The organism is Tumebacillus amylolyticus (assembly GCF_016722965.1).
In the GTDB taxonomy this organism is placed as follows: Bacteria; Bacillota; Bacilli; order Tumebacillales; family Tumebacillaceae; genus Tumebacillus; species Tumebacillus amylolyticus.
Genome location: NZ_JAEQNB010000002.1, coordinates 406644 through 422109, shown reverse-complemented (window position 1 = coordinate 422109; position 15466 = coordinate 406644). Strand labels below are relative to the sequence as shown.

Here is a 15466-nt window from a genome sequence, read left to right as displayed (position 1 = left end):
CCCGACCCCATTACCTTATAGAAGACCAGAACCGCATGTCGGTGCTGGTCTTTTTTGTCGAGGAGGACTATTGCTTGGGAAATAATGTCGAGTTTTTGCAATTCCAGCGGTATAATGGATGATGGATTGCGGAACGTGCAACACTACATAAGAATCCAAGAGAAAACGGAAGTGGATACCCCATGACGAAAATCACCCTGATCGCCACGGCCCCGATGGGCCTCGAAGCGATCGTGTCTCGCGAAGTAAAAAATCTCGGCTATACGAACGTGCGCACCGACAACGGTCGCGTGGAGTTCGAAGGAGACGAAAGTGCCATCGCCCGTTGCAACCTCTGGTTGCGCACCGCCGATCGAATCTTGATCAAAATGGGCGAGTTCAAAGCGACTACCTTCGATGAACTGTTCGAAGGCACCAAAGCCCTGAATTGGCCGGATTGGATCCCGCAGGACGCCGAATTCCCCGTTGACGGGAAGTCGCAGAAGTCCCAACTTTCCTCCGTCCCGGCTTGCCAAGGGATCGTCAAGAAAGCGGTCGTCGAGAAGTTGAAGGAAGCGTACAACATCGAGTGGTTCCAAGAAACGGGCGCGATGTACCGCATTCAAGTGTCGTTGCTCAAAGACATCGCGACGATCACCATCGACACCTCGGGCGTTGGTTTGCACAAGCGCGGTTATCGTCAGTTGACCGCCCAAGCCCCGCTCAAAGAAACGCTGGCTGCAGCGCTGGTTGACCTCAGCCGTTGGGCTCCGCATCGTCCGTTTATCGATCCGTTCTGCGGTTCGGGCACGATCCCGATTGAAGCTGCGATGATCGGCCGAAACATCGCGCCGGGTCTGCATCGAGACTTCTCCGCACAGAACTGGCCGACGATTTCGCAGTCGATCTGGGATCGCGCCCGCCAAGAAGCGAAAGACCTCGCCAAGTTCGATCTGCCGTTGGAAATCCTCGGCTCTGACATCGACCCGGAAGTGTTGTCGCTGGCAAACTATCACATCCGCCAAGCGAAGCTCGGGGAAGCGATCAAGTTGAAAAACTTGCCGGTCGCCAAGATGAGCCTCGACCAGCAATACGGCGTCATCGTCTCCAACCCGCCGTATGGTGAACGGATTGGCGAACGCAAGGAAGTGGAGCGCGCCTACAAAGAACTCGGCGACATCGCCCGCAAAAATGACACGCTCTCCGTGTTCGTGCTGACCTCGAATCTCATGTTCGAGCAATTCTATGGAAAAAGAGCGGACAAAAAACGCAAACTCTATAATGGTAGAATTGAATGCAACCTCTACCAATACCTCGGCAAACTGCCGCCGCGCCCGTCGCGTGAACATTCCGAGAATCAAGAAACCCTCTCCTAAGTCTGGAGAGGGTTTTTTTCTAGTTCTGCTAGATGTTACAAATTGCGACAAACCCCTATCATCTGCATGTCTTGACCTGTTATACTGCATATGATTCAAAACCCGAATGATTGATAGGGAGTGATGGGGGTCAGACGAGAGTGAGCTCTTCGAAGTATGCCTCTAAAAAACGAAGATTTCATGTCCGCAGACACACTTTTGTCAAGAAAATGACCAAATTGGACACAAAAAAGAAAACATGAAGAACCGAAGAACTAGTATAATACGATGGTAGAATGCTGTCTGAACACGTCGAGTTTTCGTTGCACTGGTTGCGTGTTCCACAGGCAATTATTCGTAGATAGGAGGAGGACAAGTGGGAGGATTTAATTTTGGGTTTCCAGAGGCGCTGACCCAGACCGCAAAAGACATCGACGGTCTGTTTGGTATGATCTTCTGGATCACTCTTGTCGTGTTTGTTCTGGTCGAAGGCCTCTTGGCAATCTTCCTTATTCGGTACAAGCGTAAACATCCGGATAAGCAAGGATATGCGATCCATGGCAGCACCAAGGCTGAAGTCATCTGGACCCTCATTCCGGCGTTGATTCTGGTCTTTATCGGGGTGTGGAGTTCCGGGATGGTTTACACCATCCAAACCCCGCCGAGTGACGTCTACGAAATCAAAGTCACCGGTATGAAATGGGCATGGCAGTTCGAGTATCCGAACGGCGCGAAGTCTTACGGCGAGCTCCATGTACCGAATGACCGCAACGTCATGTTCAAGATCTCGTCTAAGGACGTAATCCACTCGTTCTGGATTCCGGAATTCCGCATGAAGCAGGATGCTGTTCCGGGCCGTGTAACTTCGTTTACCGTCAATGTCAAAGACATTGCACAAGCAGGGACCGAGTACAAAGAGCGCATCATCTGCGCCGAGTACTGCGGGAACAACCACTCGAAGATGTTGGCGAATCTCTTCATCGACGATGGCAAGCAATTTGACTCTTGGGTAGAAACCGAGAAAACCCGCAAGAAAACGGACGCAGCGTCTGTTATTCAAGCGAACGGTTGTACGTCTTGCCACACCATCGACGGCGGCAAGTCCGCAGGTCCGAGCTGGAAGGGTCTCGCAGACTCCGACCACAAGCTTGCGAACGGTCAAACCGTCAAGGCTGACGATGCGTACATCAAAGAGTCGATCACCAACCCGAACGCGAAAGTCGCGGAAGGTTTCCAACCGGGCATGATGCCTACGTTCCAACTCGATGATGAATCGCTGAAGAACGTAGTCGATTACATCAAGACCCTTAAGTAACAATAACTACTCAAATCACGTTGGGGGTGTAAAACTTGGCAGCTACGGGAGAGGTTAAACGCAAGTCGTTCTTCCGTGATTGGATCCTCACCGTCGACCATAAGAAGATCGGTCTGATGTACCTGTTCACCTCGCTGGTGTTCTTCTTTGTTGGTGGTGCGGCTGCAATCCTGATCCGTACCCAGCTGGCGCTTCCGAACTCTGTGGTTCTCGAACCTCAACAGTTCAACCAAGCGTTCACCGTGCATGGTACGATCATGATCTTCCTCTGGATCATTCCGATGCTGACCGGCGCGTTCGGTAACTATTTGGTACCGATCATGATCGGCGCATACGATATGGCGTTCCCGAAAATGAACGCTCTGTCCTACTGGCTCTTCCTGTTGGGCGGCCTCGTGCTGTTCGTCTCGTTCCTGGTAGGCGCAGTTCCGGATGTCGGCTGGACGGCATATCCGCCGTACTCGATCCAATCGCAAGGCGCAGGTCTGGACCTGTGGGTCACCGCAGTCCACATTCTGGGTCTCTCGTCGATTTTGGCAGCAATCAACTTCATCGTTACCACGCTCAACATGCGCGCTCCGGGCATGACGCTCAACCGCATGCCGCTGTTCGTATGGGCGAACTTGGTAACTTCCTTCATTCAGTTGTTCGGTACGCCGGCACTGGCGGGTGCAGTAACGACCCTGCTCTTGGACCGTCACGCTCACACCGCGTTCTACGATGTAGCAAACGGTGGTGACCCGATGATGTACCAGCATCTGTTCTGGTTCTATTCTCACCCGGCTGTTTACGTCATGGTCATCCCGGCGATGGGTATCGTCTCCGAGATCATGCCGGTCTTTGCTCGTAAACCGATCTTCGGTTACAAAGCAATCGCATACTCCTCTGTTATGATCGGTTTCCTCGGCTTCTTGGTCTGGGCTCACCACATGTTCGTAGCAGGTATGCAAATGTCCTCCGGGATTCCGTTCATGATCACTTCCATGATCATCGCGGTTCCGACGGCCATCAAGATCTTCAACTGGTTGGCTACCCTCTGGGGCGGTTCGATCAAGTACACCACTCCGATGTTGTTCGCGTCTCTTGGCTTCATCGGTCTGTTCACCATCGGTGGTCTGTCCGGGGTCTTCCTCGGTGCGGTTCCGATCGACTTGAACTTGCATGACACCTACTTCGTTATCGGTCACTTCCACTATGTCGTCTTCGGCGGCTCGATGGTTGCGATCATCGCTGGTATGTTCTACTGGTTCCCGAAAGTCTCCGGCCGCATGTACATGGAGAAGTTTGGTCAGTTCTCGTTCTGGCTGTACTTCATCGGTACGAACATCACCTTCTTCCCGATGTTCCTCATCGGTATGAAAGGGATGCCGCGCCGCGTGTTCTACTACCAACCGGAACTCGAAACGCTCAACCGAGTGGCTACTGCAGGTTCCTACCTGATCGGTCTCGCTTCTCTGTTGCTCGTCTTCAACCTGTTCTACTCCATGTTCAAAGGTAAGAAAGTTACCTCTGACAACCCGTGGGGAGCAGACACTCTCGAGTGGACGCACACCCAAACTCCGCCGTCCGAGTTCAACTTCGAGGCGCTTCCGCATGTTACCTCGGAGCCGTACAACTTCGGTGAGAAGACCAAAAAAGGCTCTCTCGACGACGACGGCGTAACCGCGTAATCGTTGATTCTAGTATGGCCCGTTGAAGCGGGTCGCAAGCGGTTGGATGTTTGACTGAGACTAGAGAGGAGGAGGTTCACTCATGGGTTATCGTTTGCCACTGGTTACGACCATCGTCACGTTTCTGATGATGATCCTCGGCGCCGTTGTCGTTGGGACGCAAGCCGGATTTGCTTGCCCTGATTGGCCGCTCTGTCACGGTCAGATCATTCCTCCGTTTGATGACCCGCTTGTGATGGTCGAATGGTTCCATCGAACCACAAGTGCGTTGGGCGGACTTCTGATCATGGTGACGGCCTTCCAAGCTTGGCGCTACCGCAAACAAAATCGCGTCTATCTCAAGTTCGCGATTGCGACGGTAGTCTGCCTCGCTTTGCAAGCCCTGGCTGGTGCGGCGATCGTGGTGTTTAAGCTTCCGGGCTACATGACCACGATTGACGTGACCAACGGGATGTTCCTGGTTAGCATCTTCGCAGCGTTGACCGCTCTGGAATTCCGCAACCGCGAGGTTGTGGAGAAGTGTGCCGCGGAGGAAACGGATGCGCGTCAAGCGTCGATGTTCACTCCGGCCGCGCTGATGGTCGGCGTCACGGTTCTGCAAGTCATCGTAGGCGGTTTGTTCCGCCACACCGGCGCTTCGGAAGCGCTGTTTGGACGCAATGACTACATTAAGAACCACTTCCAAGACTACATGCCGTCCGCGACCTTCGCGAACGCATTCCTGATGTTTCACATCATGATTACGGTCTTGGTTGTTGCCGCCACCGTCTGGGTGGTTGCGCAAGCGCTGCGAAACAAGATGTTCGTTCGCTCGGCGATTGTGCTTGTGGTGATCGTCCTCATGCAGATGTTGCTTGGATTCGTGACCCTGGGCACGGAATTGGCCCTGTCTCCTGCGACGTCTCACTTGGGAGGCGCCGCGCTGACGATGGTAGTTGGTGTGTACATTGGAGCACGAGCTCACTTTGCCAAAACGGTGAAAACCGTGAACAGCAAAAAGGAAGCCGGCCAGCAGGTCGGCAACCCCGTTGTCGTCGGATCGAACTAAGCAACTTTTGAGATAGATTGGGGAGGGTATTGATGGAACAGATGGCACAAGTTGCAAGCACTAAGTCTCAACGTTCGAATCCGGTTATGGAACCGGGTCCGCTCTCGGAGACGGGAACGTGGCGTGACTTCGTCTCCGTGACGAAGGTCGGCATCACCGTGGCCAACCTTATGACGGTGTTTGCAGGTCTCTGGCTGTCCTCGACCGCACAAGCGAACGGGACTTTGATTCTCTGGACTTTGCTTGGCACGGCGCTGGTCATTATGTCCGGCACCTGCCTCAACAACTATATCGACCGTGATCTTGACCGTTACATGGAGCGTACCGCAAAACGTGCGCTCGCCAAAGGCCGCCTGAACCCGACCACTGTGATGTGGATGGGGATCGGGATGGCTCTGGTCGGCAGCGCGATCCTGACGTTCCTCGTCAATCCGCTGACCGCTGTCATCGGCCTGATCGGTCTCTTCGACTACGTGGTGGTCTACACCATGTGGCTGAAGCGCACGTCGACTCTTTCCACCATCGGCGGTGCGATTTCCGGCGCTGTGCCGATTGTCATGGGCTGGACGGCGTATTCCAACAACCTCGACATGGGGGCGTTGACGCTTTTCCTGATCATGTTCATGTGGCAAATGCCCCACACCTTGGCGCTCTCGATCCGTCGTTCGCAAGACTACGGAAAAGCGGGCATCCCGGTTCTGCCGGTCGTCAAGGGCTTTGAAGTGACCAAGCGCCATATGTTGCGCTACGTTGCCGCGATGATTCCTACCTCCATTCTCGTGTTTGAATTCACACACGCAGACTTGGGGTATCTCGTGACGATGATGGTAATCGGCCTGATCTGGCTGGTCCATACCTTCGTTGGTTTCTTCGCACAAGACACGATCCGTTGGGCTCGACAATCGTTCGTGATTTCGTTGATCTACTTGACTTCGATGAGCATCGTGTTCATCGTCGAAACATCTTTGCTGTAATTCTGTAGGATTGGAGGGAATAAGATGAGTGCACATCACGCTCCGGATTGGGTCCCGCATCGCAGCGGGACCGGTTCGAAAGACGATGGCATCCTGGCAACGTGGCTCGGTTTGCTTTCGTTCACGTTCTTCTACGGCACCTTCCTTGCAGCGAACGTTTACCTGCGCGGTTGGGCGCCTGACAAGTTCACCGTAGACTTTGGTGCCAATGCCGACCTTCCGGCATTGACCACCATCTGTCTGCTGGTTGCCGGCTTCGTCGTACTGCTCGCGGGTTCGTTCTTCCGCAACAACCAGTACAAGAAGTTCCAAGGCACCATGATCATCGCGGTTCTCGCATTCTTCGGGTACGCTGTTCTGCAAATGTGGCTCTTGGTTGACGCGTACTACCTCGGTACGGCCGCGTGGACCACGCATCTTGCACTGTACTCGTTACAGTTTGCACTTGCGTTAGTCGACATCATCTTCATTCTGCTGATCGGGAAACACTTCGCAGAGCGCAACGAAAAAGCGCTTCGCCGTCTGGTACCGGCAGCAATGTCCGTGTTCATGTACACCGTTCTCTTGGGCATCTTGACCCTGGTTGTAACGGACATGATCACCGTTGGCCAATTCGCTTCGTGGTGCGGTGAGAAATTATCCGCGATCGCGAAGTAATTTGGAGGAGGTAGAGTTATGGGACTGATCGGTTTCGCACTCGGTGCATTCGCATTCGCTGGCTTGGTCTTTCTGACGAGCGTCTATGTATCCTCCTTCGTGACCAAGAAGTAATACCGGAGTAACTCTCGAAAACCGTCTTGCGAAAAGCAAGGCGGTTTTTTCTTTTTTTCAAACCCCTCTTCCATTCCCTGTAAGTAAGCGATATAATAACCACTCATAAGAGGAGGGAAGAAACTGTGGGTCTGTTTCGCAAAACAATTCAACACTTCAAGCCGTACAAAGGGCAAATCCTGCTGACGTTCCTGTGTGCCGTCGTCGCCGGTGCTGTCGCGACGTTGCCGCCGATCTTGACCGGGAAACTGGTTGACGAAGTGTTGCCGATGCATCTGACGACCGCGATGTATGGGTTGGTGGTCGCGGTGCTGGGTTCGTTTTTCCTGAAGGTGATGTTCGAATCCCTGCAGGAGTACATCCAAGTACGGATCGGTCTCGACGTCATTTCCGACATGCAGATGCGTGCCTTTCGCAAGTTGCATCGCGCTCCGATGTCGATGTTTGCCACGACACCGCGCGGGGACATCTTGTACCGCCTGACGCACGACGTTGAAGCCATTCAACAACTGAACTCGACGGTTATCCCTCGCTTCGTCCAACAATTGCTCGGCGCCGTCGCGGCGTTTGCAGCGGTCATCGCGCTGTTCTGGCCGGTGGCGGTGCTCATGCTTGCCGTGTTCGCCATCTACCTGTGGCCTTCATTCAAATTAGGAAAAAAAGTCCGGGGCCTGAGCGCCAAACAACGCGATATGCTTGCGGAGCTGTACAGCCATGCGCAAGAGAGCATCGAGTCGATCAAACTCGTGCGCACGCTGCACTTGGAAGACCGTGAATACCAACACCAAAACGACGGTCTCGACGCTTGGAAAAAGTTCGCGATCCGCGCGGCTCTGATTTCCAAAGTCAACTGGCGGTTGGGGAATGCGTTGCAAATCATCGTGCCGGGTCTCGTCATGTTGCTGGGCGGCTATGCGGTCTGGCGCGGAGAGATCACAGCCGGTACGCTGGTGTCCTGCATCGGCTTCATCCCGGCGATGTTCATGCCGATCCGCTCCCTGGCAGAAAACGCCTTGACGATCCAACAAGCGATTCCCGCGTTGCACCGCTTGTACGAATACTTTGATCTGCCCGAAGAACAGCCGGTTGGACTGCCGAAGTTCGATACGGTGAACGGCAAGATCGAGATGGAAGACATCTGGTTCCGCTATCCGGGAACGGAAGACCCTGTCTTGCGCGGGATCACATTGGCGATCGAATCCGGTCAGCACATCGGTCTCGTCGGAGCGAGCGGCGGCGGCAAGTCGACGTTGATCCAGATCTTGCTCGGCCTCTATACGCCGGAGCAGGGACGTGTCTCCGTAGACGGGTGCGATTTAAATGAGTACGACCGCAATTCGTTCCGCTTGCAAGTGGGTGTCGTTTCTCAGGAGACATTTTTGCTAAACGAAACTTTGCGCAAAAACTTGCTCTACAGCAAACCGAACGCCACGCAAGCCGAACTCGACCGCGCCGTCGAGGCAGCCGGTCTGTCAGACTTCGTGGATGGACTTTCAGAAGGCTATGAAACGGTTGTCGGGGAGCGCGGACTGAAACTGTCCGGCGGGCAAAAGCAACGCGTCGCGATGGCACGGGCGATTCTGCGCCATCCGCAAGTCTTGATCTTCGACGAAGCCACCTCTTCCCTGGACGGTGAGACCGAAGAACGCGTGCAAGCCGCACTGGAAGAGTTGATTCCCGGTCGCACCACGATCACGATCGCGCACCGTCTCGTCACCGTTCGCAACTGCGACCGCATCTTCGTGCTCGTCGGCGGGCAAGTTGCCGAATCCGGCACGCATGAGGAATTGCTGGCTCTGCAAGGGGAGTACCACCAACTCTACATGGCACAGTACAGCGAACTGGAGAGGGGGGAAGTCGTATGACACAACCCAAAGTAAGCGACGGACGCCGCGTTCTGCAACTGCTCCGTCCGGTCAAAAAATGGGTCATCGCCGACTCCATCGTCATCCTCTTGAGTCAGTCGTCCGGTGAACTGCTCCCGGCTCTGGCCCAGAGTTGGTTGCTCGACAAGATCTTGCCGCACAACGCAACGGGCCTGCTCTGGGGCTTGGCAGGGTTGCTGGTGTTCGCTGCGATCTTCGACCTGACGATGATGGTCATCGACGAATACTTCTGCCACCAAGTGGCGAAGACCGTCACGATGACGCAAAAACTCCGACTGTTCCGCCATCTGCAGCTCTTGCCGTTCCGCTTCTACCATGAGAACCGCACGGGGGAACTGCTCGCCCGTGTCAACGACGACCCCGACACCCTGCACAATTTCCTCGCGTGGGAAGGCTCTACGCTGATGGCCTCTGTGCAAGGCTCGATCCTCTACTACGCGGTCTTGGCGTTTATCAACCCGTGGCTGGCCGTTGTTGCACTGGGGCTTGGTGTCCTGTTCTACTGGACATCCAACAAGCTCGGAGACCGCACCCGCCTCGCTTCGGCAGACGCACGCCGAGAAGCGTCGCGCTACTTGGAACGTTTGCGCGAATCTGTAACCGGCATCCATCTCTCGCGGGTGCTGGGCGTTGCAGAAGCGGAAATCGAAAGTGTCGCCGAAATTCGCAAGTCGTTCATTCGCGAGAGCCGTCGTGAACTAAAAGCGCGCCTGCAAGCGTTCGTCGTCATCGGTTCGTACAACGGCATCGCACTTGCCGTCGTCTACGGCCTCAGCGCCGCGTTGATCTGGAACGACAAGCTCTCCACCGGGGAGATGCTCGCCGCGTCCTCGTTGGTCGCCATTGCCGCGAACCAACTGCAGCGAATGTTGCGCAACTGGCTCTCCGTTCGTCGCACGGGACCGGCACTCGACCGCTCTGACCTGTTGCTTTCCGAAGCGACCTCTCCGGCGGAGACGGAGCGCGGTGCAACGCCTGCCCAAGTCCAAGGCGAACTGCACATCGAAAACCTCGCATTCGGCTATCCGGGCAAGGCGGACCGTGTTCTGCACGACATTTCGTTCCACGTCTCGCCGGGGGAAGCGGTCGCACTGGTCGGCCCTTCCGGATCGGGCAAATCGACGATGGTCGACTTGCTCCTGCGTCTCTACGAACCGGAGCAGGGCTCGATCCAACTCGACGGTCGCTCTCTGCACGAACTTGACGCTCGCTGGCTGCGAAACCAAGTCGCCGTCGTCTCCCAAGAAGTCCAACTGCGCAACGGCTCTCTGGCAGAAAACTTGCGCCTCGGCAACCCGGATGCGACAGACGCAGACCTGTTAGCCGCCATCCGCGACGCCGGGCTTCAAGAATTCTACGACGCCCTGCCAAACGGCCTGAATTCCTCCGTCGGGGAACGGGGCAACTTGCTCTCGGGCGGACAAAAACAACGCCTCTCGCTGGCCCGCGCCCTCGTGCGCAACGCGCCGATCCTCGTCCTCGATGAAGCGAGTTCAGCGCTGGACCCCATTACCGAACATCTCGTCAACGAGGCGATCGCCGCACGACGCACCAAGCAAACCGTGCTGGTCATCACGCATCGACTCTCCACGGTGCTCTCCGCCGACCGCATCATCGTATTGGAGAACGGACGCGTCGTAGAAGGCGGTCTCCATGAAGACCTGTTGCAACAGAACGGCGTCTACGCCCGCCTCTTCAAACGCGAAGCCGAAATCGGGGAGAGCATGTTCGCCTCCTGATTTGAGAAAAAGAGACCGTGTCCGCAAATTTGCGGACACGGTCTTTTTTTCCAACGCCTCCCAGCAGGAGATTTGTCGACAAAACTCGAAATTTACACAGGTTGCTTGAATTTGGAGGGGTAGGTATGTCAGAGATTTTGAGCACGCTGGGGGGCTGTCTGGTGGCGGCTGCAGCAGCGTTTTTGTTAAGTTATTTGATCTGGGGGACGTACCCTTGGTGGAAAACACGCGTCATTCGCAACCTGCGCAAACAGGAGCGCGTAAAGTTGATTTCCGATGTGAACACCCGCTTGGAGGGCTACCAAATCGCGCCGAACCCGGTGACGCAGTGGGTCACGCTTTGCTTGCTGGTGGTGTGGATTGTGATCTTGTACGACCAGCCGAAGTGGATTGAATTCGGCGTTTTGGTCGCTTCTTTTCTCTGGGGACGCCAGATGTACGGGCGTGCGCCGTGGCAGAAGTACCAGACGTTCGTGCTGACGGACAAGTCTGTTTTGGTATTTGCCGCATCTGGGGGGCAGACGTTGTGGAACGTTGAGCCGAGGCAGCACGTCTCTTGGAGCGAGATCGATTCGTACCGCTATGAGGGCGGGTATGTGCAGTTCTTTCGCGCGGAACAGCAGAAGTTGCAGGTGGAGTACAACGCCCGTGATTTTGAGAAGATTCGGGACTTGCTCTCGTCTCTCAACGTCAAGCGTGGGGAGCCGAGCGACCGCATCTGGCTTGGGCAGTTTGACGAGACGTACTTTTACCGCCTGGAGGACGAATTGACGGAGATGGGATGGAACCTCATCGACTTGTACCGCAAAGAGTTGGACGAGTTGGACTTGCAGGTGGAGTTTGGCGTCATCCGCAACGTGGCGGGAGATCGGTTGCACGAGGAGTATTCACGCTCTTGGTTGCAACTCAACCTCTTGGATGAAGCGGGAGAGCAGAAAGCATCGAGCATGTTGCCGCTCTGGCAAAGTTCGGGCAACATCGGACACCTGATCGGTGCGCGCGGTCAAGATGCGGTGGATCATTTGCAAAAATGGATCGGCAGTGTCATCGGCGAAGTGCAGGAACAGCGAGAGGAGGTCGTGCTGTCGTGAGTGAATGGACGGGTATTTTTCTGGAAACGAGCTTGCTGACGATCGGCGTCTGGTTTGCCATGTTTGGCTTGAACGTTCCGGTTCGCCGGTGGTATTTGCGCCGATATGAAGCGACACACGACAAGTTGGAGCATCTCATCGTCAAGCGCGAAGTCGAGCCGATTCGCAGAGAGTCGGTTACGAAACTGTTAAATCGCATCTATCTCTTGGCCATTGCACTCGGTGTCGTGCAGTTCATCTACATGCAGCAACCGGAGTACAAAAAGGAAAGCGAGTTGCAGGGTGCGGTGCTTCTCGGGATTGCCATCGGCGTTTTTGTCGTCGGAATTCTGTGGATGATCTATCGCCGGAGCAAAACGGTGAATGCATTGGAGATGCTTTTTGATCGCAAGGGAATTTCGATCTACCCCGTGCGCAGAGGGCTGTCGGGGCAGGGAACCTATGAAACGCGCGTGGATTGGAAGGACTGCATCGGCTATTGGGTCTACAAGGACTATTTCATCTTGAGTCTGCGTCCGATCGGGCAAATTGAGCAGTACGGCGGGCCGGAGATGGCGCGTATCGAGCGCACGTTGCACCGGCTCGGGGTACGCAAATTGGTCTCTTACGATACGCACGCAGCAAACGCCATGACACCCGCTCAACTCAGCGAATTGGACCACCGGGTGTTGCGAATGTCCCAAGAAGTGATCGCAGGTTATGCGAACGACTGTGCGATGCTTCAGATGCAAGTGGAAGGAACGATCGAATGGCGCACCGACGACGACCGCTACAGCGTGCTGATCTTGCGCAGTCTCGTCGACGGCGAAGAGGTGCAGACGATCGAATGGCTCCTCTGGGGCGCCGACGACCAAACGCAAGAGACGTTGGGATTGCCGGACGATCGACTCTACGAAGGCATGGACGAGCGTGTGCAGTCTCTGCTGGACACGCGCCGTCGGGATTTGGGACGGGAGGCGCAACCTGCCGTTTTGCAATAGAAAGGATGGAGAGATGAAGACTTGTGGTTGGGTACGGAAACTGGAATTGTATGAGGTGATCGGGATTCTCGTCTCCTTGCTGTGCGTGATCGGGTTCTTCGCGCTCGGGGACGAGATCGACGCCAAGCAGGGGGAACCGGGCTGGCACTGGGTTCCGCTGTCGTGGATTTGGGCGATCTACCGCGACTTCATCCCGAAAGCGTTGGGGTACGCACTGCTGGGTCTCGGTTTGCTCGGCTGGTTCCGTGAATCCCGTCGTGAAAAAAGTTCCTGGAAAGTCGCCTGGAAGCCCGGTTTGAAATGGGGCGTCGGGCAAACGCTGCGCGTCGCACGCTTTGGCTTGCCGTTCTGCGTGTTGCTGATCATCTACCGGGCGCTCGATTTTTACATCCCGTTGTTCTCCCCGATTGATCGCGACGGCTGGTTGTTGCATATCGACGCGTGGATGTTCGGCGTGCAACCGTCGATCTGGTTGGAGCCGCTGATTCGCCCGTGGCTGACCGATTACCTGAGCTTCGTGTACATGATCTGGTTCCCGATGATTTTTTTCACCTTGCTTCTGATGATGCTCAAGTCGCGGCAAGCGGTCAGCGGGTACGTGGCGGCGGCGCTTTTTGCTTTTTATGTGGGGTATGTGAGCTATACGATCGTGCCGGCGATCGGCCCGCTGTATTCGCTGGCCGACACGTACACCACCTCGCTTTCCGGCGGGGGAATTACGGAGATGCAACGAGCGGTGGTGACCTCGCAACAGGATATGAACATCTCCCGCGACTGCTTCCCGTCGTTGCATACCGCGATCTCGTGCGTCATGTTGTACTTCGTATGGACGTACCGCCGCAAGTGGATGTGGCTCTACGGGCCGTTGGTCGTTTCGATTCTGATCTCGACGGTGTATCTGCGCTATCACTATGTCATCGACGTCATCGCGGGCATCGGACTTGCGACGCTTACCTGCTGGCTGGGGCGTCGAGGCACCGCTTGGTGGCAAGAGCGGTTCCACGAACCGGCGACTCTCCCGCTCCGACAGACGGGGACAGAAGTCGCTTCTTGAGTTCACAAAAAATCGTCTCCTCATGGAGGCGATTTTTTTCGTGCATACTACGGGGAAACACGGATGAGCTGGGAAAGGGTGGTGATTCGTATCGCGTGGACGGTAGCAGTCCTGCTTTTCATGGCGGTCGTGGTACTGCTGTTGGTAGGAACCGTCATCTTTTTAGAGAATCGCAACCCGGAAAAAACGGTGGCGTGGTTGATCATCTTGATCGTGTTGCCTGTCATCGGTTTCCTGCTCTACCTCGTATTTGGACGCAATGCGCGAAAACGCAAGCTGTTTCACCACAAACACAACAGCGATACCCAACTCAAAAAACTGGTGCATGAACAGTCACTCAAGATGACGGAGGATGAACTGCTGCGCGGCGGGGGTGAGAATCGACAGCAACGCTTGGTGCGCTTGCTTTTGAACAGCGCCTACTCGCCGCTGACGACCAACAACAGCGTGCGCGTGCTGACCGATGGACCCAGCAAGTTCGAGGAATTGTTCCACGCGCTCGAACGGGCCGAGCATCACATCCACTTGGAGTACTACATCTTCAAGGAAGATGAGATCGGGCGCGACATCCAACGGCTTTTGATCCAAAAAGCACGGAGAGGCATCGAGGTGCGCGTGTTGATCGATGGCTTGGGGAGTCGCGAGATTTCCCGAGACTTTTTGGACGAATTGTCGAGCAGCGGTGTGCAGGTCGAGTACTTTTTCCCTGTGAAGTTTCCGTTTATCACGAGTCGGTTGAATTTCCGCAACCACCGCAAGATCGTGGTGGTCGACGGCAAGGTGGGCTTTCTCGGCGGGATGAACATCGGAGACGAGTATTTGTCCCGCAAACGGGAATTCGGGTTTTGGCGGGACACGCACTTGGTGTTGGAGGGGGAGAGTGCGCATCGTCTGCAGACGATCTTTTTAAATGATTGGTACTTCATCACTCGTCAGCGCATCGAGGACGAACGTTATTACCCGCCGCTTGAGAACATGGGATCTAAATACGCGCAGATCGTCGCGAGTGGGCCGGATTCCGATTGGGAATCGATTCGGCAGGTCTATTTCACGGCGGTGGCGACCGCGAGAGAGAAAGTCTACATCGAGACTCCCTATTTCATCCCCGACGAGAGCATTTCGATGGCGCTCAAGACCGCGGCGCTCAGCGGGCTCGATGTGCGGTTGATCGTGCAGGGGATTCCGGAGTATCAGTTGACGTACTGGGCTTCGCGGTCGTATTTCGAAGAGCTGTTGCAAGCGGGCGTGAAGATCTACAAGTATCAAAAAGGGATCTTGCACGCGAAGGTGATCATGATCGACGACGAAATCGGCATCGTCGGCTCTGCGAACATGGACATCCGCAGTTTTCAGTTGAATTTCGAAGCGAGCGCTCTGGTCTATGATCGGAACTTCGTGAAGCGGTTGCAAGAGGACTTCACGCAGGACATCGAAGATTCGATCTTGGTGGAATTGGAGTCGTACAAGTCACGGCCGTTGTCCGATCGCTTCAAAGAGTCGGGGGCGCGGTTGTTGTCGCCTCTGTTGTAAATTTTGTCAGGCTCGACACGCACGACTGCTTGGGCGTTCTAATACCTTGAAGATGGGAAAGCCGACAGAGGCTC

12 protein-coding genes are annotated in these 15466 nt (G+C 55.3%); all 12 read left to right on the top strand.

Features of this window, described 5'->3' with window-relative positions; translation table 11 throughout:
- Nucleotides 1–182 precede the first annotated feature (182 nt).
- The 12 genes from JJB07_RS09005 (at nt 183) to cls (ending at nt 15392) form a co-directional block, all read left to right on the top strand.
- Nucleotides 183–1355, top strand: coding sequence for a THUMP domain-containing class I SAM-dependent RNA methyltransferase (locus JJB07_RS09005; RefSeq protein ID WP_201633876.1), 1173 nt, complete (start codon nt 183–185; stop codon nt 1353–1355).
- Nucleotides 1356–1710: 355 nt separating this feature from the next.
- Nucleotides 1711–2649 carry a cytochrome c oxidase subunit II gene (gene coxB, locus JJB07_RS09000; RefSeq protein ID WP_201633874.1) on the top strand — a complete coding sequence of 313 codons (939 nt, stop codon included), beginning with the start codon at nt 1711–1713 and terminating at the stop codon, nt 2647–2649.
- Nucleotides 2650–2684: 35 nt separating this feature from the next.
- A complete protein-coding gene (ctaD, locus tag JJB07_RS08995; protein WP_236587905.1) occupies nt 2685–4319 on the top strand; it encodes a cytochrome c oxidase subunit I in 1635 nt (544 codons plus the stop codon).
- 82 nt (nt 4320–4401) lie between these two features.
- Nucleotides 4402–5367: a COX15/CtaA family protein gene (locus JJB07_RS08990; RefSeq protein WP_201633872.1), complete on the top strand. Its 966-nt coding sequence runs from the start codon at nt 4402–4404 to the stop codon at nt 5365–5367.
- 32 nt (nt 5368–5399) lie between these two features.
- A complete protein-coding gene (gene cyoE / locus JJB07_RS08985) occupies nt 5400–6341 on the top strand; it encodes a heme o synthase (protein WP_201633870.1) in 942 nt (313 codons plus the stop codon).
- Nucleotides 6342–6365: 24 nt separating this feature from the next.
- On the top strand, nt 6366–6998 hold the full coding sequence (locus tag JJB07_RS08980) for a hypothetical protein (protein ID WP_201633867.1): 633 nt from the start codon (nt 6366–6368) through the stop codon (nt 6996–6998).
- A gap of 239 nt (nt 6999–7237) precedes the next feature.
- Complete coding sequence (locus JJB07_RS08975) at nt 7238–8977, top strand: ABC transporter transmembrane domain-containing protein (protein ID WP_201633864.1); 1740 nt, start codon at nt 7238–7240, stop codon at nt 8975–8977.
- On the top strand, nt 8974–10737 hold the full coding sequence (locus JJB07_RS08970) for an ABC transporter ATP-binding protein (protein ID WP_201633861.1): 1764 nt from the start codon (nt 8974–8976) through the stop codon (nt 10735–10737). The genes JJB07_RS08975 and JJB07_RS08970 overlap by 4 nt, the downstream gene beginning before the upstream one ends.
- Nucleotides 10738–10862: 125 nt before the next feature.
- On the top strand, nt 10863–11828 hold the full coding sequence (locus JJB07_RS08965; protein WP_201633859.1) for a hypothetical protein: 966 nt from the start codon (nt 10863–10865) through the stop codon (nt 11826–11828).
- Nucleotides 11825–12808, top strand: coding sequence for a hypothetical protein (locus JJB07_RS08960; protein WP_201633856.1), 984 nt, complete (start codon nt 11825–11827; stop codon nt 12806–12808). Before JJB07_RS08965 ends, JJB07_RS08960 begins: the two co-directional genes overlap by 4 nt.
- Nucleotides 12809–12821: 13 nt before the next feature.
- Nucleotides 12822–13862, top strand: coding sequence for a phosphatase PAP2 family protein (locus JJB07_RS08955; protein ID WP_201633853.1), 1041 nt, complete (start codon nt 12822–12824; stop codon nt 13860–13862).
- A gap of 63 nt (nt 13863–13925) precedes the next feature.
- On the top strand, nt 13926–15392 hold the full coding sequence (gene cls, locus JJB07_RS08950) for a cardiolipin synthase (RefSeq protein ID WP_201633850.1): 1467 nt from the start codon (nt 13926–13928) through the stop codon (nt 15390–15392).
- Nucleotides 15393–15466: the final 74 nt, after the last annotated feature.